Below are 25,365 nucleotides of genomic sequence, written 5' to 3' on the forward strand. Positions count from 1 at the left end.
GGGGAGGACCTCGCGCGGGTCGACTGGTGGGGTGCGGAGCTGGACGGCGTGACGTTCACCCGCTGCCGCTTCGACGACGCCTCGCTCGAGGAGCTGGTCACCCGCCGCTGCGTCTTCGAGTCGTGCGTGCTGACCGGGGTGCGGCTGAGTGGTTCCAAGCACCACGGCTCGGCGTTCCTGTCCTGCCGGTTCGACCGGGCCAAGCTGCTCGACGCCGTCTGGGACGGCTGCAAGCTGACCGGGTCGCAGTTCCCCGGCGCGCAGCTGCGTCCGATGACCTCGATCGACAGCGACTGGTCGTGGACCGCGCTCCGCGGCGCCGATCTGTCCGGCCTCGACCTGTCGGGCCAGCGCTTCCGGGAGGCCGACCTGACCGACGCCGACCTGCGCGAGTGCGACCTGACCGGCGCCGACCTCGACCGGGCGCGGCTGCAGTCGACGAAGCTGCGCGGAGCCGATCTGCGCGGGGCGTCGATGGACGAGGTCAACTGGCGGGCGTTCGAACTGACCGGGGTGCGCCTCGACCTGGTGCAGTCGGTGCAGTTCGCCCGCGCCCACGGCGCCCTCGTCGCGGACTAGCGCGGGTACCGCGGGCCGGTGAACATCGCCTTGAGCGAACCGAGCAGACCCAGGACCGGCACCGCCACGGCGAACCAGAAGCCGAGGTCGTAGGTGGCGAGGTCCCATCCGTCGTCGGCCAGCGGCACGAGGATGCCCACGCCCGCGGCGACGCTGACGACGAGCCCGAGGACGCCGAGGGTGCGGTGCGTTTTCGCGGGCAGCCACATGAGGATCCCCAGGACGAGCAGCAGCCCGCCCCCGAAGATCACCGTCATCGGCTGCCACAGGCCCTCGTCGTAGATGTCCTGCGGGGTCTCGAAGCCGGCCCGCACGAGGTCCAGCCCGGAGATGTCGGCGGCGGCCAGCCAGCTGAGCGGCAGGCTGATCGCCGCGGCGATCCCGGCGAGGATCAGCAGCAGCCCGCCGAGGCTGTCGGGGCCGCGGAAGGCCACCGGCCGGTCCGAGTAGGGCGGGGTGGTGTGGTCGGGCTGACCCGTCGCGGTGCCGCTGTACGCGGTCGCCCCGGTGGGCTGGGTGTGCTCGCTCATCTGCGCGCCTCCGGCATCGGTGTTCCGGTACCGGCGAGCCTAGGGCCGCGCGGACGGTGGCGGGACGGTCTCGGGCACACTGTCGGTCGTGCCAGCGACGATCCTCGACGGCAAGGCGACGGCGGCGGCGATCCGCGGCGAGCTCACCGAGCGGGTGACCGCCCTGGCCGGGGCCGGTCACCGGCCGGGTCTGGGCACGCTGCTCGTCGGCGACGACCCGGGCAGCCGCTGGTACGTCAACGCCAAGCACTCCGACTGCGCCCAGGTCGGCATCGCCAGCATCCAGCGCGAGCTGCCGGCGACGGCCACGCTGCAGGACGTCCTGGCGGTGGTCGACGAGCTCAACGACGACCCGGCCTGCACCGGGTACATCGTCCAGCTCCCCCTGCCGAAGGGCATCGACGAGAGCGCGGTCCTCGAGGCGATGGACCCGGCCAAGGACGCCGACGGGCTGCACCCGGTCAACCTGGGCCGGCTGGTGCTGGGCGTGCCCGGGCCGCTGCCGTGCACCCCGGTCGGCATCGTGGAGCTGCTGCGCCGCTACGACGTGCCGATCGCCGGCGCGGAGGTCGTGGTCGTCGGCCGCGGCATCACCGTCGGCCGTCCGCTCGGCCTGCTGCTGACCCGCCGCACCGAGAACGCGACCGTGACGCTGTGCCACACGGGAACCCGGGACCTGGCCGGGCACCTCCGCGACGCCGACGTCGTCGTCGCCGCGGCCGGCGTCCCGGGTCTGGTCACCGCCGACCTCGTCAAGCCCGGGGCCGCGGTCCTGGACGTGGGCGTCAGCCGGGTCGACGGGAAGATCGCCGGGGACGTCGCCCTCGACGTGGTGGACGTCGCCGGTTTCGTGGCGCCGAACCCGGGCGGGGTGGGTCCGATGACGCGGGCCATGCTGCTGCGCAACGTCGTCCTCGCCGCCGAGCAGGCCGCGGCGCTCGAGGCGCTCTCCGCCTGAGCATGACGCGGCCACCGCTCTACATCCGCCGTCCCTTCCTGGCCGGGCTCATCCGCCAGCTGCCGCTGCTCGCGGTGCTGGTGGCAGTCGCCGTCGGCCTGCTGCTGGTCACCGTGGAGCGCTGGCGGCTCGGCCTGGTGGTCATGGGCCTCGCGCTGGTCGGCGGGGCCGTGCTGCGCCTGCTGCTGCCGGTGCGGCGGGTCGGCTTCCTCGCCGTCCGCAGCCGGCCGACCGACGTCGTCCTGCTGGCCGGCACGGGAGTCGCGCTGACGGTCATCGCGCTGGCCATCCCGGGCGGCTGAGGTCATGTTCCCCACCGGAGGTGTGATGGGGGACCCGGCCACCTCCGGCGGGCTGTCCCCCGGCCGGGCGGGTCCGGGCGGCCAGCGATAGGTTGCTGGCCATGGCAGAGAAGTCCAGGAACGGCAAGGTCACCGTCGTCGGTGCCGGTTTCTACGGCTCCACCACTGCGCTGCGGCTCGCGGAGTACGACATCTTCGAGACCGTCGTCCTCACCGACATCGTCGAGGGCAAGCCCGAGGGCCTGGCCCTGGACATGAACCAGTCGCGGCCCATCGAGGGGTTCGAGACCAAGGTCGTCGGCGTCGGGGGCGGCTCCTACGAGGGCACCGAGAACTCCGACGTCGTCGTCATCACCGCCGGCCTCCCGCGCAAGCCGGGCATGAGCCGCATGGACCTCATCGAGACCAACGCGAAGATCGTGCGGTCGGTCGCCGAGAACATCGCGCAGACCTCGCCCGACGCGGTGGTCATCGTGGTCTCCAACCCGCTCGACGAGATGACCGCCCTGGCGCAGCTGGCCACCCAGTTCCCGAAGAACCGGGTCATGGGGCAGGCCGGCATGCTCGACACGGCGCGCTTCAGCAACAACGTGGCCGAGGAGCTCGGCGTCCCGGTGTCGTCGGTGCAGACGCTGACCCTGGGCTCGCACGGCGACACCATGGTGCCGGTACCGTCGCGCTGCACCGTCGACGGCAAGCCGCTGTCCGACGTGATGGCGCAGGACCGGATCGACCACCTCGTCGACCGGACCCGCAACGGCGGCGCCGAGGTCGTGGCGCTGCTCAAGACGGGTTCGGCGTACTACGCGCCGTCGGCCGCCGCCGCCCGCATGGCGCGCGCCGTCATGGAGGACTCGGGTGCCGTGATGCCGGTCTGCGCGTGGGTCGACGGCGAGTACGGGATCAACGGCGTCTACCTGGGCGTCGAGGCCGAGATCGGCCGCGAGGGCGTGCGGAAGGTCGTCGAGGGCGATCTCTCCGAGACCGAGCTGGCCGGGCTGCGCGAGGCAGCCGAGGCAGTGCGCGCCAAGCAGGCTGACGTCGCGGATTTGTGATGGCCGACCTCTGAGCCGTCACGGCTCGGAGCATGCAGAGAGGGACCCGCACGTGGCAAAGATCAAGGTCGAGGGCACCGTCGTCGAACTCGACGGCGACGAGATGACCCGGATCATCTGGCAGTTCATCAAGGACCAGCTGATCCTCCCGTACCTCGACGTCAACCTCGAGTACTACGACCTGGGCATCGAGAAGCGCGACGAGACCGACGACCAGATCACCATCGACGCGGCCAACGCGATCAAGCAGCACGGTGTCGGCGTCAAGTGCGCGACGATCACGCCGGACGAGGCGCGGGTCGAGGAGTTCGGCCTCAAGAAGATGTGGCGCTCCCCGAACGGCACGATCCGCAACATCCTCGGCGGCGTCATCTTCCGCGAGCCGATCATCATGTCGAACGTGCCGCGGCTGGTGCCCGGCTGGACCAAGCCGATCGTCGTCGGCCGTCACGCGTTCGGTGACCAGTACCGCGCCACCGATTTCAGGTTCCCCGGCGAGGGGACCCTGACGATCACCTTCCAGCCCAAGGACGGCGGCGAGCCGATCCAGCACGAGGTGTTCCAGTCGCCCGGCGGCGGCGTCGCCATGGCGATGTACAACCTGGACGAGTCGATCCGCGACTTCGCCCGCGCCTCGATGAACTACGGGCTCAACCGCCAGTACCCGGTGTACCTGTCCACCAAGAACACGATCCTCAAGGCCTACGACGGCCGGTTCAAGGACCTGTTCCAGGAGGTCTTCGAGACCGAGTTCAAGGACAAGTTCGAGTCCGCCGGCATCACCTACGAGCACCGCCTGATCGACGACATGGTGGCGGCGTCCCTCAAGTGGGAGGGCGGCTACGTCTGGGCGTGCAAGAACTACGACGGCGACGTGCAGTCCGACACGGTCGCGCAGGGCTTCGGCTCGCTCGGGCTGATGACGTCGGTGCTCATGTCCCCGGACGGCCGCACGGTCGAGGCCGAGGCCGCCCACGGCACGGTGACCCGGCACTACCGCGAGCACCAGAAGGGCAACCAGACGTCGACGAACCCGATCGCGTCGATCTTCGCCTGGACCCGGGGGCTGGCTCACCGCGGCAAGCTGGACAACACCCCCCAGGTGACCCGCTTCGCCGAGACGCTGGAGAAGGTCTGCATCGACACCGTCGAGGGCGGCCAGATGACCAAGGACCTCGCGCTCCTCATCTCCCGCGACCAGCCGTGGCTGAACACCCAGGACTTCCTGGCGGCCATCGACACGAACCTCCAGAAGGCCATGGCGTAGGCGCCGGGCCTGACGTCCTCAACGCCTGGGCACGGGCCCCTCGACCGCTGCGGTCGAGGGGCCCGTGCGTGTGTCGGGGGCGCCGCAGCCAGAGATCACCGCTGCTCCACTGCGGTCACCTGGCCTCTCGAAGCGGACGTAGAGCAGCTCTGATCTCAGTTGTGGACGGCGCCAGCGCGGAACCGAGCCGCTGAGGCAGCCTGCCGCGGTGCCCAAGCCGCCCACTCGTCCCGCTGCTGCTCGGGGGCGCGTCTTCCGCGGCACCTGGGCGATCGAGGCGGGGGTGCTGACACGAGGTCAGTTGCGCAGCGCCGCGTGGCGGCGATTGCGGCCGGACGTCTACGCAGATGCTCTCCTCCCGGTGGATCATCTGCTGCAGGCTCGGGCCGTCAGCCTCGTGGCGCCGCCGGAAGCGGCGTTCGGTGGCCTGACGGCGGTCGCCCTCTGGGGCGGCAAGGACTTCGCCGGGCCGGATGACCCGGTCGAGGTCGTCGTGCCGTCGGGGGCGAGGTGGCAACCGGGTGGCGGCATCGTCGTCCGGCGCGCCCCGCTCGCCGGTGACGTGGTGGACAGTCGCGGCGGGTTGCGCCGGACGAGCCGCGTCCGCACCGCCGTCGATCTCGCCCGGCGCGGACCCCTGGACGACGGCATCGTGCTGCTCGACCGCCTCGTGCACGCAGGCTTCGTGCGGCTCGACGACGTCCGGGAGGCCGTGAGCCTGCTGCCCCGTTGCCGTGGCAGCAAGCTCGCCCGGGATGTCGCCGCTCTCGCGGACGGATTCGCCGAGTCGCCACCGGAGACCCGGCTGCGACTCGTGATGCTCCGCGCGCGTCTGCCCTCGCCGGTCGCCCAGTACCGCGTGTTCGATGAGGACGGCTTCATCGCCCGGGTCGATTTCGCCTATCCCGAGCTCAAGCTCGTCATCGAGTACGACGGCGCCTGGCACGGTGAGCCGGGCCAGCTCGGACGGGACCGCCGCCGCCTCAACCGCCTCTTCGCCGCCGGCTGGCACGTCGTGTTCGTGACCGCGGCCGACATGTACGACCTCGATGCGCTGGTCGAACGCATCGCTCAGGCGCGGGTGGCAAGATCAGCGCTGCTCCAGCGCGGACTCCTGTCGAGCTGAGGGGGACTCAGGAGCAGCGGTGATCTGGGGCCCCGGCCTCTGTGCGGAGGGGGCGCGTCAACCGAAGAGCTGGGTCCACCAGGGGCCGCCGGCGCCTTCGGCGACGCCCACGCCCAGCGAGGTCAGGCTGCAGTCGAGGATGTTGGCGCGGTGCCCCGGGCTGTTCATCCACGCCTGCATCACCGACGCGGCGTCCGGCTGCCCGTAGGCGATGTTCTCGGCGCGTGCCACGAGGCCTGCCGCGGCGGCGCGGTCGAAGGGGTCGAGACCGGCGAGGTTGACGTGATCGAAGTACCCGCGGTCCCGCATGTCGGCGCTGTGCGCCCGTGCCACAGCGGCCAGGCCGCTGTTCGGCGCCAGTGCGCGGCATCCGTGGGCAGCGCGCTCGCGGTTCACCAGTGCCAGCACCTGCCCCTCCGCGCTCGGGTCGGCCGGCGCGGCAGCCGGCGCAGGAGCCGGCGCGGGTGCCGGGGCCGGAGCCGGCGCGGGTGCCGGTGCCGGCGCCGCCTGGGCGGTAGGCGCCTCCTCGACGGCCGGGGCCGCGGGAGTCTCCACGACGGGCGGCGCGGGAGGAGCGGCCGGCGCGTCCGCCGGCCCGGCGGAGGCGGTCGGCGGGCCGGCCGGGGAGGGGTCCTCGGTGTTCGGCGCGGTGGTGCCTGCCGCGGCCGCTCCGGCGAAGGAGGCGGAGGACGGCACGCCGTCGACGCCCATCACGACGAGGGGATCGGTGGACGAGGCGTGCGTCGCCGCTGACGAGGCGAACGAGTCGAACACCCCGGTCCCGCTGCCGCTCCCCATGCCCGAGACGACGGGGACCGCCAGGACCAGTGCGGTGACGACAGTGCTGACCAGCGCGCCGAAGGCGAGCCGGGCGGGGCGGGAGAACAGGCCGGCGATCCGGGCGGAGAGCGGCGGACCGGCGGGAAGGTGGTGCACGCGGAGGACCTCACGGGGGTTCGGATCACGGTTCGTTATCGAGCCGAGACTAACGGTGCGCGCAACATCACCGTCAGTTGACGAGACGAAGGTCACAAGGGTCGCGTCCGGTCCTCCCGGGAAGTGCGAGTTCCGTCGCTTCCCATCCCGGTCGCCCCGCGGACCAGGCACCATGGACCGGTCCGCACGAACCGCACATCCCGAGGAGCGCGCCGCCGGTGAGCGACGTCTGGCTCAACATCGTCATGGTCGTCGTCTTCGTGCTGATCGGCGGTTTCTTCGCCGGGGCGGAGATCGCGCTCGTCTCCCTCCGCGAGTCGCAGGTCCGCGCCATGGCCGACACCGGCCGCCGCGGCCAGGCCGTGCAGCGGCTGCTGAGCGATCCGAACCGTTTCCTCTCCGCCGTGCAGGTCGGGGTCACGCTCGCCGGCTTCTTCTCGGCGGCCTTCGGCGCCAGCACCCTCTCCGCACCCCTCGCCGGGTGGTTGGCCGACCGGGGGGTCAGCGAGCGGCTGTCCGGCACGCTCGCGCTGGTCCTGGTGACCATCGCGATCAGCTACCTGTCGCTGGTCGTGGGGGAGCTGACCCCGAAGCGCCTGGCCCTGCAGCGGGCCGAGGGCTTCTCGCTGCTGGTCGCCGCGCCGCTCAACGCGATCGCGAAACTGTTCCGACCCATCATCTGGTTGCTGTCGAAGTCGACCGACGTCCTCGTCCGCCTGCTGGGCGGTGACCCCAAGCAGGGCGGGGAGGCCATCAGCCAGGAGGAGCTGCGTGACCTCGTCGCCGCCCACGAGTCGCTCAGCAGCGACGAGCGGCGGCTGATCGACGAGGTGTTCCGCGCCGGTGAGCGCGAGGTGCGGGAGGTCATGACGCCGCGCACCGAAGTGGGCTTCCTCGAGGCGTCGATGACCGCCAGCCGCGCCGCCAAGCAGGTGGCGGACTCCAACTGGTCGCGCTTCCCGGTCAGCGGCCGCGACCAGGACGACGTCATCGGCTTCGTGCACGTGCGCGACCTGTTCCTGCCCAACCACCCGGCCGGCCGCGCGGCGACCGTCGGCGACCTGGCCCGCGACGTCAAGCGGCTGCCCGGTACGGCCGCCGTCCTCACCGCGCTGAGCGAGATGCGCCGGGAGAACCAGCACCTCGCCATCGTCGTCGACGAGTACGGCGGCACCGACGGGATCGTCACCCTGGAGGACCTCATCGAGGAGGTCATCGGGGAGATCTACGACGAGTACGACGCGGAGGTCGAGCCCGAGGCCCGGCAGTCGGACGGCGGCCCGCGAGAGGTCGACGGTCTGCTCAACCTCGACGACTTCACCGAGGCCACCGGCCTGGCGCTGCCCGAGGGCCCGTACGAGACGGCCGCCGGTTACGTGCTGGCCGAACTCGGCCGGCTGCCCGAGGTCGGTGACGCGATCGAGGTGGGCGGCCGCACCGTCGAGGTCCTCGAGCTGGACGGACGCCGCATCGCCCGCCTCCGGGTGGGCCCGCCGCCCGCCGAGCCCGCCGACGACGAGGACCGCAGCGACGCCACGACCACCCCCTAGCGGGCCCTGAGCTCCCAGGCGTCGCGCACGATGCCGGTCAGGTCGGTGTGCCGCGGCGCCCAGCCGAGGTCGGCACGGATGCGGTCGCTGGAGGCGACCAGCTGGGCGGGGTCGCCGGCGCGGCGCTCGCCGACCACCACCGGCACCGGGTGGCCGGTGACCTCGCGGACGGCGTCGACGACCTCCTGCACCGAGAAGCCGGTGCCGTTGCCGAGGTTGTAGATGCGGTGCTCGCCCGGCTCGGGGGCGGGCAGCGCGAGCAGGTGCGCGTCGGCCAGGTCGCCCACGTGGATGTAGTCGCGGATGCACGTGCCGTCGGGGGTGGGGTAGTCCTGGCCGTACACGGTCAGCGACTTCCGCTCGCCCGCGGCCACCTGCAGGGCCAGTGGGATGAGATGCGTCTCGGTCGTGTGCCGCTCGCCGAGGCCGAACGCGGCACCCGCGACGTTGAAGTAGCGCAGGCTGACCGCGGCGAAGTCGTACGCCACCGCGTACGAGGTGAGCATGTGGTCGACGGCGAGCTTCGACGCGCCGTAGGTGTTGGTCGGTCGCGTCGGCGCGGACTCCGGGATGGGCACCGCCTCGGGCTCGCCGTACGTCGCGGCGGTGGAGGAGAAGACGATCCGGCGGCAGTCGGCCGCGCGCATCGCCTCGAGCAGCGCGAGGGTGCCGCCCACGTTGGTGTCCCAGTACTCGTGGGGCTGCTGCTGGGAGGCCCCGACGAGGCTTTTCGCCGCGAAGTGCAGCACCGCCTCGGGCCGGACGTCGGCCAGCACCGGCGCAGACTCCTGCAGGGGCACCGATGCCAGCGTCGCGCCGTCGGGCACGGCGTCCTCGTGCCCTGTGGACAGGTCGTCGAGCACGGTCACCTCGTGGCCACCGGCCAGCAACGCCGCCGTGACTACGCTGCCGATGTAACCGGCTCCGCCGGTGACGAGTACCCGCATGGGAGCAGCCTATGGGCGGGCAGGTGAGGAGGTCAGGACGACGTGGTGCGCGCCCGCCGGGCCGTGGAGGACCTCCCGGCCTACAAGCCCGGCCGCAACCCCGCCGACCTGGCGCGGGAGATCGGCGTCGAGCGCGCGGTCAAGCTGGCCAGCAACGAGGTCGCCTTCCCGCCCCTGCCGGCGGTGGTGGCCGCCCTGGCAGCCGCGGCCGGTGAGACCAACCGCTATCCCGACAACGGCGCCGCCGTCCTCACCAGGGCTCTGGCCGACCGCTACGACGTCGACCCGGCGCAGGTGGCCACCGGCTGTGGAGCGGTCACGCTGTGCCAGGAGTTGGCCCAGGCCTACAACGATCCGGGCACCAGCATCGCCTTCGCCTGGCGCTCCTTCGAGATGTACCCGTTGCTCGCCCGGGTCGCCGCCGCGCGGGCGATCCAGGTGCCGCTGGTCCCCGGTCGGCCGGGCGGCCCCGCCGACACCCACGACCTCGAGGCGCTCGCCGCGTCCGTCGACGACAGCACGCGACTGGTCTTCGTCTGCAACCCGAACAACCCGACAGGGACGGCGGTGCGGCGACCGGAGCTCGAGCGCTTCCTCGACGCCGTGCCCGACCAGGCGCTGGTGGTGCTCGACGAGGCCTACCGCGAGTTCGTCACCGACCCGGACGTGCCCGACGGGATCGAGCTGATGCGCGGGCGGCCGAACGTCGTCGTCCTCCGGACGTTCTCCAAGGCCTGGGGGCTGGCCGGGCTGCGGGTCGGCTACCTGATCGCCGAGGACCCCGCCGTGGCCACCGCGGTGCGCAAGACCCACGTCCCGTTCAGCGTCTCGATGCTCGCGCAGGCGGCCGCCGTCGCCGCACTCGCCAGCGAGGACGAGGTGCGCACCCGCTGCGCCGCGGTGACCGCCGAACGCGAGCGCCTCACCGGGGCCCTCCGCGGGCGGGGCGTCGAGGTCGAGGACAGCCAGGCCAACTTCGTGTGGCTGCCGCTCGGCGAGCGGACGACGGACGTGGCGGCGGCCCTGGAGGCGCGTGCGGTGATCACCCGCCCGTTCGCCGGCGAGGGGATCCGGGTCACCGTCGGCACGCCCGAGGAGGACGACGTCTTCCTCGCCGCGCTGGACGAGGTGGGCGCCGCGGCGGTGTGACCTCCTCGAACGGGTGGGGGAGCCCGCGGAACGGGGGAGGCCGGAACGGGGAGCGCCGCAGGCTGGTTTGATGGCCGACGTGCCTCTTCCCCGCGTCTTCTCGGGCATCCAGCCGACGGCGGACTCGTTCCACCTGGGCAACTACCTGGGTGCCCTCCGCCAGTGGGTCGCCCTGCAGGGTGACGCCGAGGCGTTCTACTGCGTCGTCGACCTGCACGCCATCACCGTCGAGCAGGACCCGGCCGTGCTCCGGCGCCGCACGCTGGTGTCGGCCGCGCAGCTGATCGCCATAGGCATCGACCCGGGGCGAAGCACTCTCTTCGTGCAGAGCCACGCCCCCGAGCACGCCCAGCTGGCCTGGGTGCTGCAGTGCCTGACCGGGTTCGGCGAGGCGGGCCGCATGACGCAGTTCAAGGACAAGAGCCAGCGGCAGGGCGCAGCCAGCACGAGCGTGGGCCTGTTCACCTACCCGGTGCTGCAGGCCGCCGACATCCTGCTCTACCAGGCCGACCAGGTGCCGGTCGGCGAGGACCAGCGGCAGCACCTGGAACTGACCCGCGACCTCGCGACCCGCTTCAACAACCGCCTCGGCGCCACGTTCACCGTGCCCGAGGCCTACATCCTGCGCGGCACCGCGAAGGTCCTCGACCTGCAGACGCCCGACAAGCAGATGAGCAAGAGCCTGCCCGGTGCCGGCTGCCTGTCCCTGCTCGACGACTCGGCGGTCAACGCGAAGAAGATCCGCTCGGCGGTCACCGACACCGGCCGCGAGGTCGTCGCCGACCCGGAGGGCAAGCCCGGGGTGACCAACCTGCTGACGATCCACTCGGCCCTCTCCGGCACGTCGGTCGCGGAGCTCGAGGACCACTTCGCCGGCCGCGGCTACGGCGACCTGAAGAAGGAGCTGGCCGAGGTCGTCACCGACGCGCTGACGCCCATCCGGACGCGGACCCTGGAACTGCTCGACGACCCCGCGGAGCTGGAGCGGGTCCTCGCCGCGGGCGCCGCTCGGGCCCGCGAGGTGGCTGCCCCGACGCTGGCGCGGGCCTACGAGCGGATCGGGTTCCTCACGGGGGCCCGGCCGTGAACGACGACACGTTCGTCGCCCGCCGCCCCTCCCCACCCGAGACGACGGTGCTGGGCATCGTCGTCTCCATCCCGGAGCCGTGGGCCCAGCTGCTGGTCGACTGGCGGTCGAAGGTCGGTGACCCGCAGGCGAGCCTCGTCCCGCCGCACGTGACGCTGCTACCGCCCACCGAGGTGGCGGTCTCCGAGCGACCGGCGATCACCGCACACCTGGCCGAGGTCGCCCGCTGCCACGCGCCGTTCACCATGCACCTGTCCGGCACGGGCACCTTCGCACCCGTCGCCGACGTGGTCTTCGTCGCGGTCGCCCGGGGCATCGGCAACTGCGAGCTGATCGCCAACGACGTCCGCCGGGGCCCGCTCGCCCGATCGCTGGCCTTCCCGTACCACCCGCACGTGACCGTCGCCCACGACGTCCCGGCGGACATGCTCGACCTGGCGTACAGCGGCCTGGCCGATCTCTCAGCGGAGTTCCCGGTCACCTCGTTCACCGAGTTCGAGCAGACGGCGAGCGGCGCCTGGGCGGTCGCCCGGGAGTACCCCCTGACCGGGTGAGCACTTCTCGGCCCCGTCCGGAGGCTCGCCCCGAGCGTGCGAGGGGTGAGAAGGACGGGGTCCTTCGGCAGACTCGGGCGGTGAGTTCCGCCGCCTCCTCCCCGGACCCCGGTCGCGCCCCGTGGTTCACCCGTGCCTACGCCTGGGGCGAGGAGCAGGTGCGGTCGGCGCGCCGGCGGTGGGACTGGTTCGACCACCTCGCCCGTGCCGGCGGTCGCTACCGGGGGGTGCAGGGCGACCTGATGGCGGCCGGGGTCACCTACTTCGCCTTCCTGGGCCTGTTCCCCCTCCTGCTGCTCGCCGCCTCGATCATCGGACTGGTCCTCGCCGGCGACGAGCTGCTGCAGCGGGAGCTGTACCAGGCGATCCGCGAGGCGTTCCCCGGATCGCTGGGCCGTCAGCTCGTCGGTCAGGTCAGAGGCGCGATCGACGGCGCGCGGTTCATCGGGCTGATTGCGCTCGTCGGCTTCCTGTACGCGGGGCTCCGCCTCATGGACAAGCTGCGCATCGGCATGGAGCGCATCTGGAAGGGCAAGGTCGACGAGCCCGAGTTCCTCCGGGACAACCTCTCCGATCTGCTGGCGCTGGTGATCCTCGGTGGCATCGGGCTGCTCAGCCTCGGCCTCACCGGGGCGGTCACCCAGGCGACGTCCTGGGTGCTGGAACTGCTCGGCCTGGCCGACGAACCCGGCTGGGGAGCCCTGACCTGGGTGCTCGGCGTCGTGCTCGCCGTGCTCGTCGACGTCGCGGTCTTCCTCTGGCTGCTCCGGGTCGTGCCGTCCACCTCGTACCCGCTGCGGCGGCTCCTGCCCGGAGCGGTGTTCGGTGCGGCTGGTTTCGAGGTGCTCAAGCTGATCGGCGGCTACTACCTGTCGCTGATCTCGGACAGCGTGACGGCCTCGGCGTTCGGCGGCGCCGTGGGGCTGCTGGTCTGGATCAACCTGGTGGCCCGGTTCGCCTTCTTCACGGCGGCGTGGACGGCGACCCTGCGCGCGGTGGAGGCGCTGGCGGCGGACCGGACGAGCGAACCGACCGACCCGGGGGGCGCCGCACCGGATCGGTCGGCGCCCGGTCGGTCGCCGGCACCAGCCGCACCGCGCGCCGCCGACCGATCAGCGTCGCCGTGACGATGACGACCGCACCGACGGCCAGCGCCACCGGCACGAACGGGGACGACTCCGCGTCCTGCACCGGAGGGGCGGCGCCCGCCGTGGACGTGCGCTGGGCCCGGCCCGCGGACGAGGCGGCGGACGAGGCGGACGAGGCGGGCGACGGGTCGACCTCGCCCGGTTCCACCAGCGTGCCCACGCTCTCGACATCGGCCGGGAGGGCGAAACCCCAGTCGAGCAGCAGCGCCGCCTGATCGGCCGCCCGCAACGGCCGGCTCTCGGTGTCCATGACGCTGACCACCAGCCGGCGGCCGTTCCGCTCGGCCGCGGTGACGAAGGTGTGCCGGGCGGCGTCGGTGAAGCCGGTCTTGCCGCCGAGGTTGCCCTCGTAGGCGCCGAGCAGCGGGTTCTGGTTCTGGATCTGGTAACCCGGGGTGCGGCCCTCGACCGCCGGCATCTGCGCGGTCGGCGTGGCCAGGATCGCGGCGGCGCGCGGGTCCTCCAGCAGCGCCCGGAAGATCAGTGCCAGGTCGTACGGGGACGAGGACTGGCCTGTGACGTCGAGGCCGGACGGCGTGCCCGCGACGGTGTCGAACGCGCCGAGCTGCTCGGCCTTCTCGTTCATCGCCTCGAGGGCCACGTCGACACCGCCGGCCGCGCGGGCGAGGGCGTTGGCGGCGTCGTTGCCCGACTGCAGGATCAAGCCGAGGAACAGCACGGACACGGGATACCGCCCACCCCGCACCAGCCCGACGCGGCTGCCCTCGACGTTCTCGTCCTCGGCGGTGCCCTCCACCACCTGGTCGGGGTCCAGCAGGGGCATGAGCGCCAGCAGGGTCAGCGTCTTCAGGGTGCTGGCCGGGTAGAAGCGGCCGTGCGGGTCCCGCGCCGCGAGCACGTCGCCGGTGCCGGCGTCGGCGACGAGCCAGCCCGAGGCCGCGATGCCCGGCGGCAGGTCGGGCGCGTCGTCCGGGACGACGACGTCGCGGGTCCCGAGATCCTCCCCGCCGACCATGCTGCCGTCCGGTGCCGAGCCCTGCGGCGGTCGGCCCGCGTAGGGAGTACTGGGCGTCGGCACGCTCGGATCGACGGTCGGCCGCGGGTCGTCCTCGGCCGCCGCCAGGCCACCCGGGAGGAGCAGCGCGGCGGTGACCAGCAGGGCCGCGGCCACTCGCGCGCACCGTCGCCGCAGCTCCATGGCCAGGGACAGTAGGCCCAGCCGGTGCCACGGCCGCCGCCGGACAGGGCGTCGTCCCCGGGAGCATCGCCGCGGGAGTCGTCGCGTCGTCACCCGCCGTACGGAACCGGTCGACCTTCGCAACGATCGCATCTCAGTCCGCTCCTCGCGGGCGGCCCCGGCCGGCCGCGCGGTTAGCGTGCCCTGATCGTGTGCGTCGCCGCGCTCTCGGGAGTGGGACGGCGGCATGCGGTAACCGACCCGAATGGGACGCGTGCGCGAGTCCAGCGGCGCGTCCACCCAGAGAGGAGATCGTCTTGCGCCGAGCGCGGATGACGAAGACCACGGCCCGGGCCATGGCGCTGGTGCTCGCCAGCAGCCTGGCCCTGGCGGCCTGCGCCAGCGACGAGGAGGGCGGCGGCAACGGCGGCAACGGCGGCTCCGGCGGCGACGGAGGCGCGGCCGCCGAGGAGATCAAGGTCGGTCTTGCCTACGACACCGGTGGCCGCGGCGACCGCTCGTTCAACGACTCCGCGTTCGCCGGGATGGAGGCCGCGCTCGAGGAGCACGGGGGCGACTTCACCGAGCTCAGCCCGAACAGCGACGCGTCCAACCGGGCCGACCTGCTGACCCAGCTGGCCGACGACGGCCACAACCCGATCATCGCGGTGGGCTTCGCCTACGGCGACGTGATCGGCGAGGTCGCCGAGCAGTACCCGGACACCACGTTCGCGATCGTCGACTCGTCGGTGGCCGAGATCGGTGCCGACAACCTGACCGGACTGCTGTTCGCCGAGGAGCAGGGCTCGTTCCTGGCCGGCGTCGCCGCGGCCCTGAAGACCACCAGCAACCACATCGGCTTCGTGGGTGGCGTGGAGGTCCCGCTGATCGAGAAGTTCGAGGCGGGCTTCTTCGCCGGCGCGCAGGCGGTCAACCCCGACATCCGGATCGACTCGTCGTACCTGACGCCGGCCGGTGACTTCTCCGGCTTCAACGACCCGGCGAAGGGGCAGATCGCCGCGCAGGGCATGTTCGACGCCGGTGCCGACATCGTCTACCACGCGGCCGGTGGTTCCGGCCTCGGCGTGTTCCAGGCGGCCGCCGCCTCGAACAAGCGGGCCATCGGCGTCGACTCCGACCAGTACAACACCGTCGACGACCCGGCCCTCCAGGCCGTGATCATGACGTCGATGCTGAAGCGGGTCGACAACGCGGTCGAGCGGTTCATCGGCGAGTTCGCCGACGGCTCCCTGGAGGGCGGCACGGACGAGGTCAACGACCTGTCCACCGACGGTGTCGGCCTGTCCACCTCCGGTGGCTTCATCGACGACATCCAGGACCAGATCGACGAGTACCGCCAGCAGATCATCGACGGCGACATCGAGGTCCCGACCACCCGGTGACCTCCGACGCGGACCCGTCCTCCGGCGGGTCCGCGTCTCTCTCCGGTCGACCGCGACGGCGGGCCCGGGCGCCAGCCGCCCGGGCCCGCCGTCGCGGTACCGGGACCGCCCGGTCGACCCGGTCGACACCCGTTCCGGTTGACCCCCGGGGGCGGTGTCCCCGTCGGGCCGCCGCGTGCGCCATCATGCGGCGAGCCGATCTCCCTGCACGCCGGGGCGCGCGCCGGAGTCGGCCGAGCGGCTGGCGGCGGTCGACCGGCGTCGCAGCCGATGCACACGACGACGTGCGCCGCCATCCCGTGGCCGCACCCGAGGGAGGGCCCACCATGGCCGCAACTGGAGAGACCGGGGCGAGGCCGCCACGGGCCCGCACGGACGCCGGCGACGCCGGCGCTCCGTACGCGGTCGAGCTCCGCGGCATCACCAAGCGCTTCCCCGGCGTCGTCGCCAACCGCGACATCGAGCTGACCGTCCGCCGCGGTGAGGTGCACGCGATCGTCGGCGAGAACGGCGCGGGCAAGTCCACGCTGATGAAGACGCTCTACGGCGAGCACCGCCCCGACGAGGGCACCATCCGCGTCGACGGGCGGGAGATGACCTTCCGCAGCCCGTCGGACGCCATCGCCGCAGGCATCGGCATGGTCCACCAGCACTTCATGCTCGCCGACAACTTCACCGTTCTGGAGAACATCGTCCTGGGCAGCGAGCCCACCCGTGGTGGCCGGCTGGACCGGGCGGAGGCCCGGCGCCGGATCGTGGAGATCTCCGACCGCTACTCCCTCGACCTGCAGCCCGACGTCCTCGTCGAGGACCTCGGGGTGGGCGCCCGCCAGCGCGTCGAGATCGCCAAGGTGCTCTACCGGGACGCGCGCATCCTGATCCTCGACGAGCCCACCGCCGTCCTCGTGCCGCACGAGGTCCACGAGCTCTTCGGCAACCTCGCGGAGCTCACCCGCGAGGGCCTCACCGTCATCTTCATCTCGCACAAGCTGGACGAGGTCCGTCGCGTCGCTGACTCCATCACCGTCATCCGCCGGGGAACCACGGTGGGCACGGCCGACCCGAGGACGACGACGGTGCGGCAGCTGGCCGAGCTGATGGTCGGTGCGGAGCTGCCCTCGCCGGAGACCCGCACCTCGACGGTCCGCGACGAGCCCGTCCTCGTCGTGGAGAACCTGACCCTGCGGACGCCGGAGGGCCGGGCGCTCATCGACGACGTCGCGCTCACCGTCCGCGCCGGCGAGGTGGTCGGGATCGCGGGGGTCGAGGGCAACGGCCAGGCTGAGCTCGTCGACGCGATCATGGGCCTGCGACCGCTCGCGTCGGGCACCGTGCGGCTGGACGGCGGCACGGGGGGCCTCGAGGACATCACGGCCTGGAGCACGCGAGCCCGCCGCGAGGCCGGCCTGGGCTTCATCCCGGAGGACCGCCACCGCCAGGGCATGCTGCTCGAGGCCCCGCTCTGGGAGAACCGGATCCTCGGCCACCAGACACGGCCGCCGGCCGCCAAGGGCCAGTTCATCGACCGCAAGGCCGCACGGGCCGACACCGAGCGGATCATGCAGCAGTACGACGTCCGCGCTCCCGGTCCGGACACCCTCGCGGTCGCGCTGTCCGGAGGGAACCAGCAGAAGCTGATCGTCGGCCGGGAGATGAGTTCGAATCCCCGGCTGCTCATCGCGGCCCACCCGACCCGCGGTGTCGACGTCGGCGCGCAGGCGGCGATCTGGGAGCTGCTGAAGGACGCCCGCGCCGAGGGGATGGGGATCCTGCTGATCTCCGCCGACCTCGACGAGCTCATCGGTCTCTCGGACACGCTGCACGTGATGCTGCGCGGCCGGCTGGTGGCCACGCTGGACCCCTCGCGCGTCACCCCCGAGGAGCTGGGCGGTCACATGACCGGCGCCCACGGCACCGCGGGTGCGGCGTGAGCGCGCTCCGCCGGCTCGGCCCCGCGCTCCTGCCCGGGGTCTTCGCCGTCGTCATCGCCCTGGTCATCTCCTCGGGGGTCATGGCCGCCCTGGGCGTGAACCCGTTCGACGTGTTCGCCGTGATGGTCGACTTCGGCGACACCCCGACCCGGCAGGTCACCGCGATGGTGGTGATCGTCAACCGGGCGATCCCGCTGTTCCTGGCCGGCCTGGCCGTGGCCATCGCCTTCCGGATGGGCCTGTTCAACATCGGTGTCGAGGGTCAGTACCGCCTGGCCACCGTCGTGGCCGCGGGGGTCGGCGCCGCGATCGCCCTGCCCGGCCCGCTGCACATCCTCGTGATCGTGCTCGTGGCGATGATCGTGGCCGCTCTCTGGGCCGGCATCGTGGCGCTGCTCAAGGTGACCCGCGGTGTCAGCGAGGTCATCAGCTCGATCATGCTCAACTTCATCGCCCTGGGCATCGCGTCCTACCTGCTCACCGGCCCGCTGCGCGGCAGCCCGGAGGGCGCGTCGATCATCAGCACCGCCAAGATCCCGGAGTCCGGCCAGATGCCGGGCCTCAACGGGGTCTTCGACGCCATCGGCCTGGCCAACCCGCCGCGCCAGCTCTACGGCTTCCTGCTCGTCGCCGTGGTGGTCGGCGCGGTCATCGCGGTCCTGCTCAACCGCACCCGGTTCGGGTTCGACCTCAAGGCCAGCGGGATGTCGCCCTCGGCGGCGAGCGCCAGCGGCGTCAACGCCCGGGCCATGGTCGTCAAGACGATGCTGCTGTCGGGCGCCGTCGCGGGCCTGATCGGCCTGCCCGACCTGCTGGGCAACACGCACTCCTACACGACCGACTTCACCGCCGGCCTGGGCTTCCTGGGCATCGCGGTGGCGCTGCTCGGCCGCAACCGGCCGCTGGGCATCGCGCTCGCCGCGCTGCTCTTCGGCTTCCTCGACCGCGCCCTGGTGCCGCTGCAGATCGCCGACTACCCGTCGTCGGTCGTGACCATCGTGCAGGGCACGATCGTGCTCGCCGTGGTGGTGGCCAACGAGGTCGCGCGGCGCTTCGCCCGCCGCTCCGCCGAGCGGGGCACCGCCACCCCGTCGGTCGTGCCGGGGGACGGCGGCACGGGTGCGGGGCAGTCCGTCGACTCCGGCGGCGTGCCGGTGGCCGGGACGGGCGCCGGCGTGAGCCGCACGGCCGGGGCTGGACAAGTGGACGACGAGGGACGGGGGGCCCAGGCGTGAGCACCGCCGTCTCCAGCCAGGGCACGCGGCCGAGCCGCGGGCCGCTCACCGAGCTGCTTCTCGGCGGCGGTCGCGCCCGCCGGATCACCTGGATCGTCGTCGCTGCGTTCCTGCTGGTCTCCGCGGTCCGGGTGATCAGCGGTGAGCAGGCGCTGACGTCGTCCTCGACGATCGCGGCGGCGCTGCTGCTCGCCGTGCCGATCGGGTTGGCCGCTCTGGGTGGCCTGTTCTCCGAGCGTGCGGGTGTGGTCAACATCGGCCTCGAGGGCATGATGATCCTCGGCACCTGGGGCGCCGGATTCGCCGGCTACCAGTGGGGCTGGGCCGCGGCGCTGGCGGGCGGGATCCTGTTCGGCGCGGTCGGTGGCCTCCTGCACGCCGTCGCCACCGTCACGTTCGGTGTCGACCACGTCGTCTCCGGCGTGGCGATCAACATCCTCGCCGGCGCGGCCGGTGCGGGCGGCTTCTCACGGTTCCTCTCCGAGCTCTTCTACGCCGACAACGCGGCCGGCGGCGGTGTCACGCAGTCCCCGGCTCTGTCCAGCCGGCCGCCCGAGGTGTCCCTCCCCGTGCTCTCCTCCGGCCCCGACCTGCTCGGCGACGTCGAACGGCAGGGCTGGTTCCTGGTCAGTGACCTGGCCGGGGTGGCGCGGGGGCTGACCAGCGGTGTCGGCCTGGTGACGCTGATCGCGGTGCTGCTGGTGCCGGCGTCCTACCTGCTGCTCTGGCGGACGGCGTTCGGGTTGCGGCTGCGGGCCTGCGGCGAGAACCCGGCGGCCGCGGACTCCCTCGGCGTCGCGGTCTACCGGATGAAGTACATCGCCGTGATCATCTCGGGCTCGCTGGCCGGCCTCGGCGGTGTCTTCCTGGTGTTCATCGCCGGCATCTACCGGGAGAACCAGACCAACGGACGCGGGTTCATCGGCCTGGCCGCCCTGATCTTCGGCAACTGGCGACCCGGCGGGCTCGCCGCGGGCGCCGGCCTGTTCGGGTTCGCCGACGCCCTCCAGTTGCGCAGCCGCACCGCGGTCGTCGCGCTGCTGCTGCTGGTCGCCGTCCTGCTGGCCGGCGTCGCGATCTGGCAGGCGACCCGTCGCCGGGCGTTGCAGGCCGTGCTGGCCGGCGTGGTCGCCGTCGGGGCGCTGATCGGGTTCCTCACCATCGAGGTGCTCCCGCCGGGCATCGTGTCGTTCACCCCCCACCTGACCACGCTGCTGGTGCTCTCGCTCGCCTCCCAGCGACTGCGGATGCCCAAGGCCGACGGTCTGGTCTACCGACGAGGAGAGCACTAGTGCCGACACCGGACTGGGACGCCCTGCGGGCGGCGGCCCGGGAGGCGATGACCCACGCCTACGCCCCGTACTCGAAGTTCCCCGTGGGCGTGGCCGGGCTCGTGGACGACGGGCGCGTGGTCACCGGCTGCAACGTCGAGAACGCCTCGTACGGGCTCGGGCTGTGCGCCGAGTGCGGCATGGTGAGCGACCTCGCGCGCACCGGCGGCGGCCGGCTGGTCGCCGTGGCGTGCGTCGGCGGCGACGGGCAGCCGCTGATGCCCTGCGGCCGCTGCCGGCAGCTGCTGTGGGAGCACGGGGGGGCCGACATGCTCATCGAGACCGTCTCGCTCGGGATCGTGCCGATGAGCGAGGTCCTGCCGGACGCCTTCGGTCCTGACGACCTGGTCGCAGCCGCGGAACGGAACGCCTGAATGGACGCCATCGACGTCATCCGGGCCAAGCGGGACGGCGGTCAGCTGACGCCCGAGCAGATCCGCTGGATCATCGGCGCGTACACCGACGGCACGGTGCCCGACGAGCAGATGAGCGCACTGCTCATGGCCGTGTTCTTCCGCGGCATGTCGCCGGACGAGCTGGCGGTGTGGACGCAGGCGATGATCGACTCCGGCGAGCGCAAGGACCTCTCGTCGCTGGGCGGCCGACCGCCGACAAGCACTCGACCGGCGGGGTGGGGGACAAGATCACGCTGCCGCTCGCGCCGCTCGTCGCCGCCTGCGGGGTCGCGGTGCCGCAGCTGTCCGGTCGGGGGCTGGGCCACACCGGCGGCACGCTGGACAAGCTGGAGGCGATTCCCGGCTGGCGCGCCGACGTGCACGAGGAGGCGTACCTGGCGCAGCTGCGCGAGGTGGGCGCGGTCGTCTGCGCGGCCGGGAACGACCTGGCGCCGGCCGACAAGAAGCTCTACGCGCTGCGCGACGTCACGGGCACCGTCGAGTCGATCCCGCTGATCGCCAGCTCGATCATGAGCAAGAAGATCGCCGAGGGTGCCGACGCGCTCGTGCTCGACGTGAAGACGGGCTCGGGCGCGTTCATGAAGGAGCCGGACCTCTCGCGCGAGCTGGCTCGCACGATGGTGGGGCTGGGCGAGGCGGCGGGCGTGCGGACCGTCGCGCTGGTGACGGCGATGGACCGGCCGCTGGGACGGGCGGCCGGCAACGCCGTCGAGGTCGCCGAGTCGGTCGAGGTCCTCGCCGGCGGCGGACCGGCCGACGTCGTCGAGCTGACGCTGGCGCTGGCGCGGGAGATGCTGGCCGGAGCCGGACGGCCGGACGTCGACCCCGCCGAGGCGCTGGCCGACGGGCGGGCGATGGACGTCTGGCGCCGGATGATCGCGGCGCAGGGCGGTGACCCCGACGCACCGCTGCCCCGCCCCGCCGAGACGCACGTCGTGACCGCTCCCGCGACCGGCACGCTCACCCGGCTCGACGCGTACTCGCTCGGCGTCGCGGCCTGGCGGCTCGGTGCGGGGCGGGCCCGCAAGGAGGACCCGGTGTCGGCCGCGGCCGGCGTCGTCTGGACCGCGGCCGTGGGCGAGCAGGTGACCGCCGGCCAGCCGCTGCTCGAGCTGCAGACCGACGACGCCGGGCGCATCCCGCGGGCGCTGGAGGCGTTGGAGGGCGCGATCGGCATCGACACCCACGACGAGCCCCTGCCGCTGATCCTCGACCGGATCACCGCGTGAGGGAGTCCTCGTGAGATTCCTGCGGCGTCGGCATGCCCGGTTCCCGACGACCGGGCATGCCGGGGACGACATGCTGCTGGAGCAACTGGCCACTCAGAGCGATCTCAGCGCCGGCCGCCACTGGGTCCACTACCTCTACGTCGGCGACGAGGCCGCAGCGCGCGTCGCGGCGGGTGAGATCGAGGCCGCGGGCTGGGTCATCGACCGCGTCGACGAGGCAGCCGAAGGGCCGGGGTGGGTGGTGATCGCCGAGAAGCACGACGTCGTCGTCTCGCCGGAAGCGGTCGTCGCCGCACGGGAGCTCTTCGAGGGCGTCGCGGCACGCGTGCCGGGCGGGGACTACGACGGCTGGGAAGCCAGCGTCTGACCGCCCCACCGCCGGTCGTGCCGCAGCAGGGTGGAGACTGGATCCCCGTGACCACTCCGTCTGCTGCCGCCGCCGTGCGGCTTCCGGCCGGGCCGGTGGACCCCGACGCCGCCATCTCCGTGCGCGGCCTCGTCAAGCGGTACGGCGGCTTCGTCGCCGTCGACGGGCTGGACCTGGACATCCACCGCGGCGAGATCTTCGCGCTGCTGGGGCCCAACGGGGCGGGGAAGACGACCACTGTGGAGATCTGCGAGGGCTACCGCCGGCGCGACGCCGGTGAGGTGCGCGTGCTCGGGGAGGACCCGGCCGGCGGCGGACGGCGCTGGAAGGCGCAGATCGGCATCGTGCTGCAGTCCGGCGCCGGTGACAGCCAGTTGACGGTCCGCGAGCTGGTGCGCGCGCAGGCGTCGTACTACCCGGAGCCCCGGGATCCCGACGAGGTGCTGGAGCTGGTCGGCCTCACCGACAAGGCCCGCGCCAAGGGCCGGTCGCTCTCGGGCGGCCAACGGCGGCGGCTCGACGTCGCTCTCGGCATCGTGGGCGGACCCTCCCTGCTCTTCCTCGACGAGCCGACCACCGGCTTCGACCCCGAGGCGCGGCGACAGTTCTGGGGCCTGATCCGCGACCTCCGCGACCTCGGGACGACGATGCTGCTGACCACGCACTACCTGGACGAGGCCGAGGCGCTGGCCGACCGGGTGGGGGTCATCGCTCGCGGGCGCCTGGTGGAGGTGGCGCTGCCTGCTGCCCTGGGTGGGCGGAAGTCGGCACCGGCCGTCGTGAGCTGGACCGAGGACGGCGTCCGCCGCAGCCAGGCCACCGACGCCCCGACCGCGTTCGTGCAGCAGCTGGCCGCGCGCTTCCCGGGCGAGGTGCCGGAGCTGGTGGTCGCCCGCCCCACGCTCGAGGACGTCTACCTGCGCATGATCGGGGAGCCGGCATGACCGTCGTCCGCGATCATCGGACCGCGCTGCCGTCGCTGGCCAGCGTCTACCGGACCCGCTCCTCGGTGGAGCTCAAGGAGTTCTTCCGGCAGCGGGAGTCCGTGGTCTTCACGCTGGCGTTCCCGGTGATCCTCCTGCTGGTCTTCGGCGCGATCCTCGACTACCGGATCACCACGGCCAGTGGCGTCAGCGTCCGCTTCACCCAGTTGTTCGCCGCGGGGATCATCGCGGCCGGGATCCTCGGCGCGAGCCTGCAGAACATGGCGATCAGCATCGCCACGGAGCGCTCCGACGGAACGCTCAAGCACCTGGTGGGCACGCCCATGCCGAAGCACGCCTACTTCGTGGGCAAGGTCGTGCAGGTCCTCGTCGTCACCGTGGCGATCGTGGTCGTGCTGCTGCTCGTGGCGACGGTGTTCTACGGCGTCGACCTGCCGAGCGGCAGCGACTGGCTGACCTTCCTCTGGGTGACCGCGCTCGGTTCGGCGGCCTGCACGCTGCTGGGCATCGCCATCTCCAGCCTGGCGAAGAACGGCCGGTCCGCCTCCGCCACCGTCACGCCGATCGCGCTGGTGCTGCAGTTCATCTCCGGCGTCTTCTTCCAGTTCAGCCAGGTGCCCGAGTGGCTGCAGACCGTGGCCGCGATCTTCCCGCTCAAGTGGATGGCGCAGGGCCTGCGGTCGGTGTTCCTCCCCGACGAGCTGGCGGCCCTGGAGCCCGCGGGGTCCTGGGAGCTCGGCCGAGTGGCGCTCGTGCTGGGCCTGTGGTGCGCCGCCGGGCTGCTGCTGTGCGTCTCCACCTTCCGCTGGCAGGACCGTGCGCCGTGACGTCCCCCGGACGTCACCGCGGCCACGTGCCGTCCCCGGCCCACTCCTCGCGACACGGCGGATCGGCCGGGTGCTCCCGGTAACTTCACCCTGTGCCCGCTCCGCTGAACGCCGAGAACCTCGTCCGCGCGCCCAAGGTGCTCCTGCACGACCATCTGGACGGCGGTCTGCGTCCGCAGACGGTGCTGGAACTCGCCGACCTGACCGGCTACACCGAGCTGCCGGAGTCCGACCCCGAGCGCCTGGGCCGCTGGTTCCGGGAGGCGGCCGACTCGGGGTCGCTCGTGCGCTACCTGGAGACCTTCGCGCACACCGTCGGCGTGATGCAGCGCCCGGATGCAGTACAGCGGGTGGCCCGCGAGTGCGCGCTCGACCTGGCGGCGGACGGCGTCGTCTACGCCGAGGTGCGCATGGCGCCGGAGCTGCTCACCGCCGGCGGCACGCCGATCGAGGAGGCCGTCGAGGCGATCCTCGACGGCTTCCGGGCGGGCAGCGCCGAGGCCGCCGCGGCAGGGACGCCCATCGTCATGGGCTCGCTGCTGTGCGCCATGCGGCAGAACGACCGCTGGGAGGAGGTGGCGGGCCTCGTCGTCCGCTACCGGGACACCGGCGTCGTGGGCTTCGACCTGGCCGGGCCGGAGGACGGCTTCCCCGCGGACCGGATCCCCGCGGCGATCGCGATCCTCGACCGCGCCGGGGCGCACCGGACGATCCACGCCGGCGAGGCCTTCAACATCGCGAGCATCAAGTCGGCGCTCGACGGCGCACGTGCCGAGCGGCTCGGGCACGGCGTCCGGATCATCGACGACGTCGCCGCCGACGGCACGCTCGGGCCGCTCGCGCAGCGGGTCCGCGACGAGCAGGTGCCGCTGGAGGTGGCGCCGACCTCGAACGTGCAGACCGGCGCGTTCCCCTCGCTCGCCGAGCACCCCGTCGACCGGCTGCACCGGCTCGGCTTCGCGGTCACGATGAACACCGACAACCGGCTGATGAGCGGCGTCTCCGCGAGCAGCGAGTTCACCGACGTGGCCCGCACGTTCGACTGGACGTGGGACGACGTCCAGACGGTCACCGAGCGTGCACTCGCGGCCGCGTTCACCAGCGACACCGAGCGGAAGCGGCTGCGCGACGAGGTTCTGCGACCGGCATACGCGCAGCTGCGCGAGGGGTGATCGCGGCCACCCCCGATCGGGGAATCCCGATGCGATCTTCGCTGCTACGGTAGGTGAACCGGCACATCGGCCGGTCATCCTCCCGGGCGGTTCGCCCGGGCACGAGCGCATCCGTGCTGATCCAGTGCCCTGCCGGGCAGTTGCGATCGCCAGTGAGGACGCCGGCATCCCGCCGTCCCCTCCT

24 protein-coding genes and 2 pseudogenes are annotated in these 25,365 nt (G+C 72.7%); 22 read left to right on the top strand and 4 right to left on the bottom strand.

Annotation, left to right across the window (positions count from 1 at the left end; all coding sequences use genetic code 11):
• The first annotated feature begins 48 nt into the window (after positions 1 to 48).
• Positions 49 to 579, top strand: coding sequence for a pentapeptide repeat-containing protein (locus tag MVA48_RS19560; RefSeq protein ID WP_246982660.1), 531 nt, complete (start codon positions 49 to 51; stop codon positions 577 to 579).
• Here MVA48_RS19560 and MVA48_RS19565 read toward each other — a convergent pair.
• Entirely contained in the window at positions 576 to 1,109 is a 534-nt protein-coding gene (locus tag MVA48_RS19565; RefSeq protein WP_246982662.1) for a hypothetical protein, read from the bottom strand. The two genes, MVA48_RS19560 and MVA48_RS19565, sit on opposite strands and share 4 nt — an antisense overlap.
• Before the next feature lie 88 nt (positions 1,110 to 1,197).
• Between MVA48_RS19565 and MVA48_RS19570 the strand changes: the two genes are divergently transcribed.
• The 5 genes from MVA48_RS19570 (at position 1,198) to MVA48_RS19590 (ending at position 5,817) form a co-directional block, all read left to right on the top strand.
• Entirely contained in the window at positions 1,198 to 2,067 is an 870-nt protein-coding gene (locus MVA48_RS19570; protein WP_246982663.1) for a bifunctional methylenetetrahydrofolate dehydrogenase/methenyltetrahydrofolate cyclohydrolase, read from the top strand.
• A gap of 2 nt (positions 2,068 to 2,069) precedes the next feature.
• The gene (locus tag MVA48_RS19575; RefSeq protein ID WP_246982664.1) at positions 2,070 to 2,369 is read left to right on the top strand and encodes a DUF3017 domain-containing protein; all 300 of its coding nucleotides are present in this window, start codon (positions 2,070 to 2,072) and stop codon (positions 2,367 to 2,369) included.
• 101 nt (positions 2,370 to 2,470) lie between these two features.
• Positions 2,471 to 3,424, top strand: coding sequence for a malate dehydrogenase (mdh, locus tag MVA48_RS19580; RefSeq protein WP_246982667.1), 954 nt, complete (start codon positions 2,471 to 2,473; stop codon positions 3,422 to 3,424).
• 52 nt (positions 3,425 to 3,476) lie between these two features.
• Positions 3,477 to 4,691 (top strand): NADP-dependent isocitrate dehydrogenase, encoded by a 1,215-nt coding sequence (locus MVA48_RS19585; RefSeq protein ID WP_246982668.1) that lies wholly within the window; start codon positions 3,477 to 3,479, stop codon positions 4,689 to 4,691.
• A 208-nt stretch (positions 4,692 to 4,899) separates the two neighbouring features.
• Entirely contained in the window at positions 4,900 to 5,817 is a 918-nt protein-coding gene (locus MVA48_RS19590; protein WP_246982669.1) for an endonuclease domain-containing protein, read from the top strand.
• A gap of 57 nt (positions 5,818 to 5,874) precedes the next feature.
• Here MVA48_RS19590 and MVA48_RS19595 read toward each other — a convergent pair whose 3' ends face one another.
• On the bottom strand, positions 5,875 to 6,753 hold the full coding sequence (locus MVA48_RS19595; protein ID WP_246982671.1) for a CAP domain-containing protein: 879 nt from the start codon (positions 6,751 to 6,753) through the stop codon (positions 5,875 to 5,877).
• Between the two features lie 218 nt (positions 6,754 to 6,971).
• On the opposite strand from MVA48_RS19595, the gene MVA48_RS19600 reads away from it, so the two are divergent.
• Entirely contained in the window at positions 6,972 to 8,303 is a 1,332-nt protein-coding gene (locus MVA48_RS19600; protein ID WP_246982673.1) for a hemolysin family protein, read from the top strand.
• Here MVA48_RS19600 and galE read toward each other — a convergent pair.
• On the bottom strand, positions 8,300 to 9,250 hold the full coding sequence (gene galE / locus MVA48_RS19605) for a UDP-glucose 4-epimerase GalE (RefSeq protein WP_246982675.1): 951 nt from the start codon (positions 9,248 to 9,250) through the stop codon (positions 8,300 to 8,302). The two genes, MVA48_RS19600 and galE, sit on opposite strands and share 4 nt — an antisense overlap.
• Before the next feature lie 42 nt (positions 9,251 to 9,292).
• Between galE and hisC the strand changes: the two genes are divergently transcribed.
• The 4 genes and pseudogenes from hisC to MVA48_RS19625 form a co-directional block, all read left to right on the top strand.
• Positions 9,293 to 10,399, top strand: coding sequence for a histidinol-phosphate transaminase (gene hisC / locus MVA48_RS19610; RefSeq protein WP_246982677.1), 1,107 nt, complete (start codon positions 9,293 to 9,295; stop codon positions 10,397 to 10,399).
• Between the two features lie 70 nt (positions 10,400 to 10,469).
• On the top strand, positions 10,470 to 11,486 hold the full coding sequence (trpS, locus tag MVA48_RS19615) for a tryptophan--tRNA ligase (protein ID WP_246982681.1): 1,017 nt from the start codon (positions 10,470 to 10,472) through the stop codon (positions 11,484 to 11,486).
• Complete coding sequence (locus MVA48_RS19620; RefSeq protein ID WP_246982682.1) at positions 11,483 to 12,040, top strand: 2'-5' RNA ligase family protein; 558 nt, start codon at positions 11,483 to 11,485, stop codon at positions 12,038 to 12,040. Before trpS ends, MVA48_RS19620 begins: the two co-directional genes overlap by 4 nt.
• 242 nt (positions 12,041 to 12,282) lie before the next feature.
• Positions 12,283 to 12,972, top strand: a pseudogene (locus MVA48_RS19625) (YihY/virulence factor BrkB family protein); the annotation flags it as partial.
• 31 nt (positions 12,973 to 13,003) lie between these two features.
• Here the strand turns inward: MVA48_RS19625 and MVA48_RS19630 are convergent.
• Positions 13,004 to 14,347, bottom strand: coding sequence for a D-alanyl-D-alanine carboxypeptidase family protein (locus MVA48_RS19630; protein WP_246982683.1), 1,344 nt, complete (start codon positions 14,345 to 14,347; stop codon positions 13,004 to 13,006).
• Positions 14,348 to 14,658: 311 nt separating this feature from the next.
• Here MVA48_RS19630 and MVA48_RS19635 point away from each other — a divergent pair, with 311 nt between their 5' ends.
• The 11 genes and pseudogenes from MVA48_RS19635 (at position 14,659) to MVA48_RS19685 (ending at position 25,181) form a co-directional block, all read left to right on the top strand.
• Positions 14,659 to 15,729 carry a BMP family lipoprotein gene (locus MVA48_RS19635; protein WP_246982685.1) on the top strand — a complete coding sequence of 357 codons (1,071 nt, stop codon included), beginning with the start codon at positions 14,659 to 14,661 and terminating at the stop codon, positions 15,727 to 15,729.
• Between the two features lie 326 nt (positions 15,730 to 16,055).
• Positions 16,056 to 17,660, top strand: coding sequence for an ABC transporter ATP-binding protein (locus tag MVA48_RS19640; protein WP_246982687.1), 1,605 nt, complete (start codon positions 16,056 to 16,058; stop codon positions 17,658 to 17,660).
• Positions 17,657 to 18,895 (top strand): ABC transporter permease, encoded by a 1,239-nt coding sequence (locus tag MVA48_RS19645; protein WP_246982688.1) that lies wholly within the window; start codon positions 17,657 to 17,659, stop codon positions 18,893 to 18,895. Before MVA48_RS19640 ends, MVA48_RS19645 begins: the two co-directional genes overlap by 4 nt.
• A complete protein-coding gene (locus tag MVA48_RS19650) occupies positions 18,892 to 20,187 on the top strand; it encodes an ABC transporter permease (protein WP_246982690.1) in 1,296 nt (431 codons plus the stop codon). The genes MVA48_RS19645 and MVA48_RS19650 overlap by 4 nt, the downstream gene beginning before the upstream one ends.
• The gene (locus tag MVA48_RS19655; protein ID WP_256461097.1) at positions 20,187 to 20,600 is read left to right on the top strand and encodes a cytidine deaminase; all 414 of its coding nucleotides are present in this window, start codon (positions 20,187 to 20,189) and stop codon (positions 20,598 to 20,600) included. Before MVA48_RS19650 ends, MVA48_RS19655 begins: the two co-directional genes overlap by 1 nt.
• Positions 20,601 to 20,738, top strand: a pseudogene (locus MVA48_RS19660) (thymidine phosphorylase); the annotation flags it as partial. It abuts the gene before it with no gap.
• Between the two features lie 119 nt (positions 20,739 to 20,857).
• Positions 20,858 to 21,871, top strand: coding sequence for a thymidine phosphorylase (locus MVA48_RS19665; protein WP_246982692.1), 1,014 nt, complete (start codon positions 20,858 to 20,860; stop codon positions 21,869 to 21,871).
• A 10-nt stretch (positions 21,872 to 21,881) separates the two neighbouring features.
• A complete protein-coding gene (locus MVA48_RS19670) occupies positions 21,882 to 22,238 on the top strand; it encodes a ribonuclease E inhibitor RraB (RefSeq protein WP_246982694.1) in 357 nt (118 codons plus the stop codon).
• 47 nt (positions 22,239 to 22,285) lie between these two features.
• The gene (locus MVA48_RS19675; protein ID WP_246982696.1) at positions 22,286 to 23,182 is read left to right on the top strand and encodes an ABC transporter ATP-binding protein; all 897 of its coding nucleotides are present in this window, start codon (positions 22,286 to 22,288) and stop codon (positions 23,180 to 23,182) included.
• The gene (locus MVA48_RS19680; RefSeq protein WP_246982698.1) at positions 23,179 to 24,009 is read left to right on the top strand and encodes an ABC transporter permease; all 831 of its coding nucleotides are present in this window, start codon (positions 23,179 to 23,181) and stop codon (positions 24,007 to 24,009) included. Before MVA48_RS19675 ends, MVA48_RS19680 begins: the two co-directional genes overlap by 4 nt.
• 92 nt (positions 24,010 to 24,101) lie before the next feature.
• On the top strand, positions 24,102 to 25,181 hold the full coding sequence (locus MVA48_RS19685) for an adenosine deaminase (RefSeq protein ID WP_246982700.1): 1,080 nt from the start codon (positions 24,102 to 24,104) through the stop codon (positions 25,179 to 25,181).
• Positions 25,182 to 25,365: the final 184 nt, after the last annotated feature.

The organism is Blastococcus sp. PRF04-17, assembly GCF_023016265.1.
Lineage (GTDB): Bacteria > Actinomycetota > Actinomycetes > Mycobacteriales > Geodermatophilaceae > Blastococcus_B.

Bases quoted from the DNA above. Each gene is read 5' to 3' on its own strand.
- MVA48_RS19565 (WP_246982662.1), bottom strand. From the start codon at position 1,109: ATGAGCGAGCACACCCAGCCCACCGGGGCGACCGCGTACAGCGGCACC.
- MVA48_RS19575 (WP_246982664.1), top strand. From the start codon at position 2,070: ATGACGCGGCCACCGCTCTACATCCGCCGTCCCTTCCTGGCCGGGCTC.
- mdh (WP_246982667.1), top strand. From the start codon at position 2,471: ATGGCAGAGAAGTCCAGGAACGGCAAGGTCACCGTCGTCGGTGCCGGT.
- galE (WP_246982675.1), bottom strand. From the start codon at position 9,250: ATGCGGGTACTCGTCACCGGCGGAGCCGGTTACATCGGCAGCGTAGTC.
- trpS (WP_246982681.1), top strand. From the start codon at position 10,470: ATGGCCGACGTGCCTCTTCCCCGCGTCTTCTCGGGCATCCAGCCGACG.
- MVA48_RS19630 (WP_246982683.1), bottom strand. From the start codon at position 14,347: ATGGAGCTGCGGCGACGGTGCGCGCGAGTGGCCGCGGCCCTGCTGGTC.
- MVA48_RS19635 (WP_246982685.1), top strand. From the start codon at position 14,659: ATGACGAAGACCACGGCCCGGGCCATGGCGCTGGTGCTCGCCAGCAGC.
- MVA48_RS19640 (WP_246982687.1), top strand. From the start codon at position 16,056: ATGGCCGCAACTGGAGAGACCGGGGCGAGGCCGCCACGGGCCCGCACG.
- MVA48_RS19680 (WP_246982698.1), top strand. From the start codon at position 23,179: ATGACCGTCGTCCGCGATCATCGGACCGCGCTGCCGTCGCTGGCCAGC.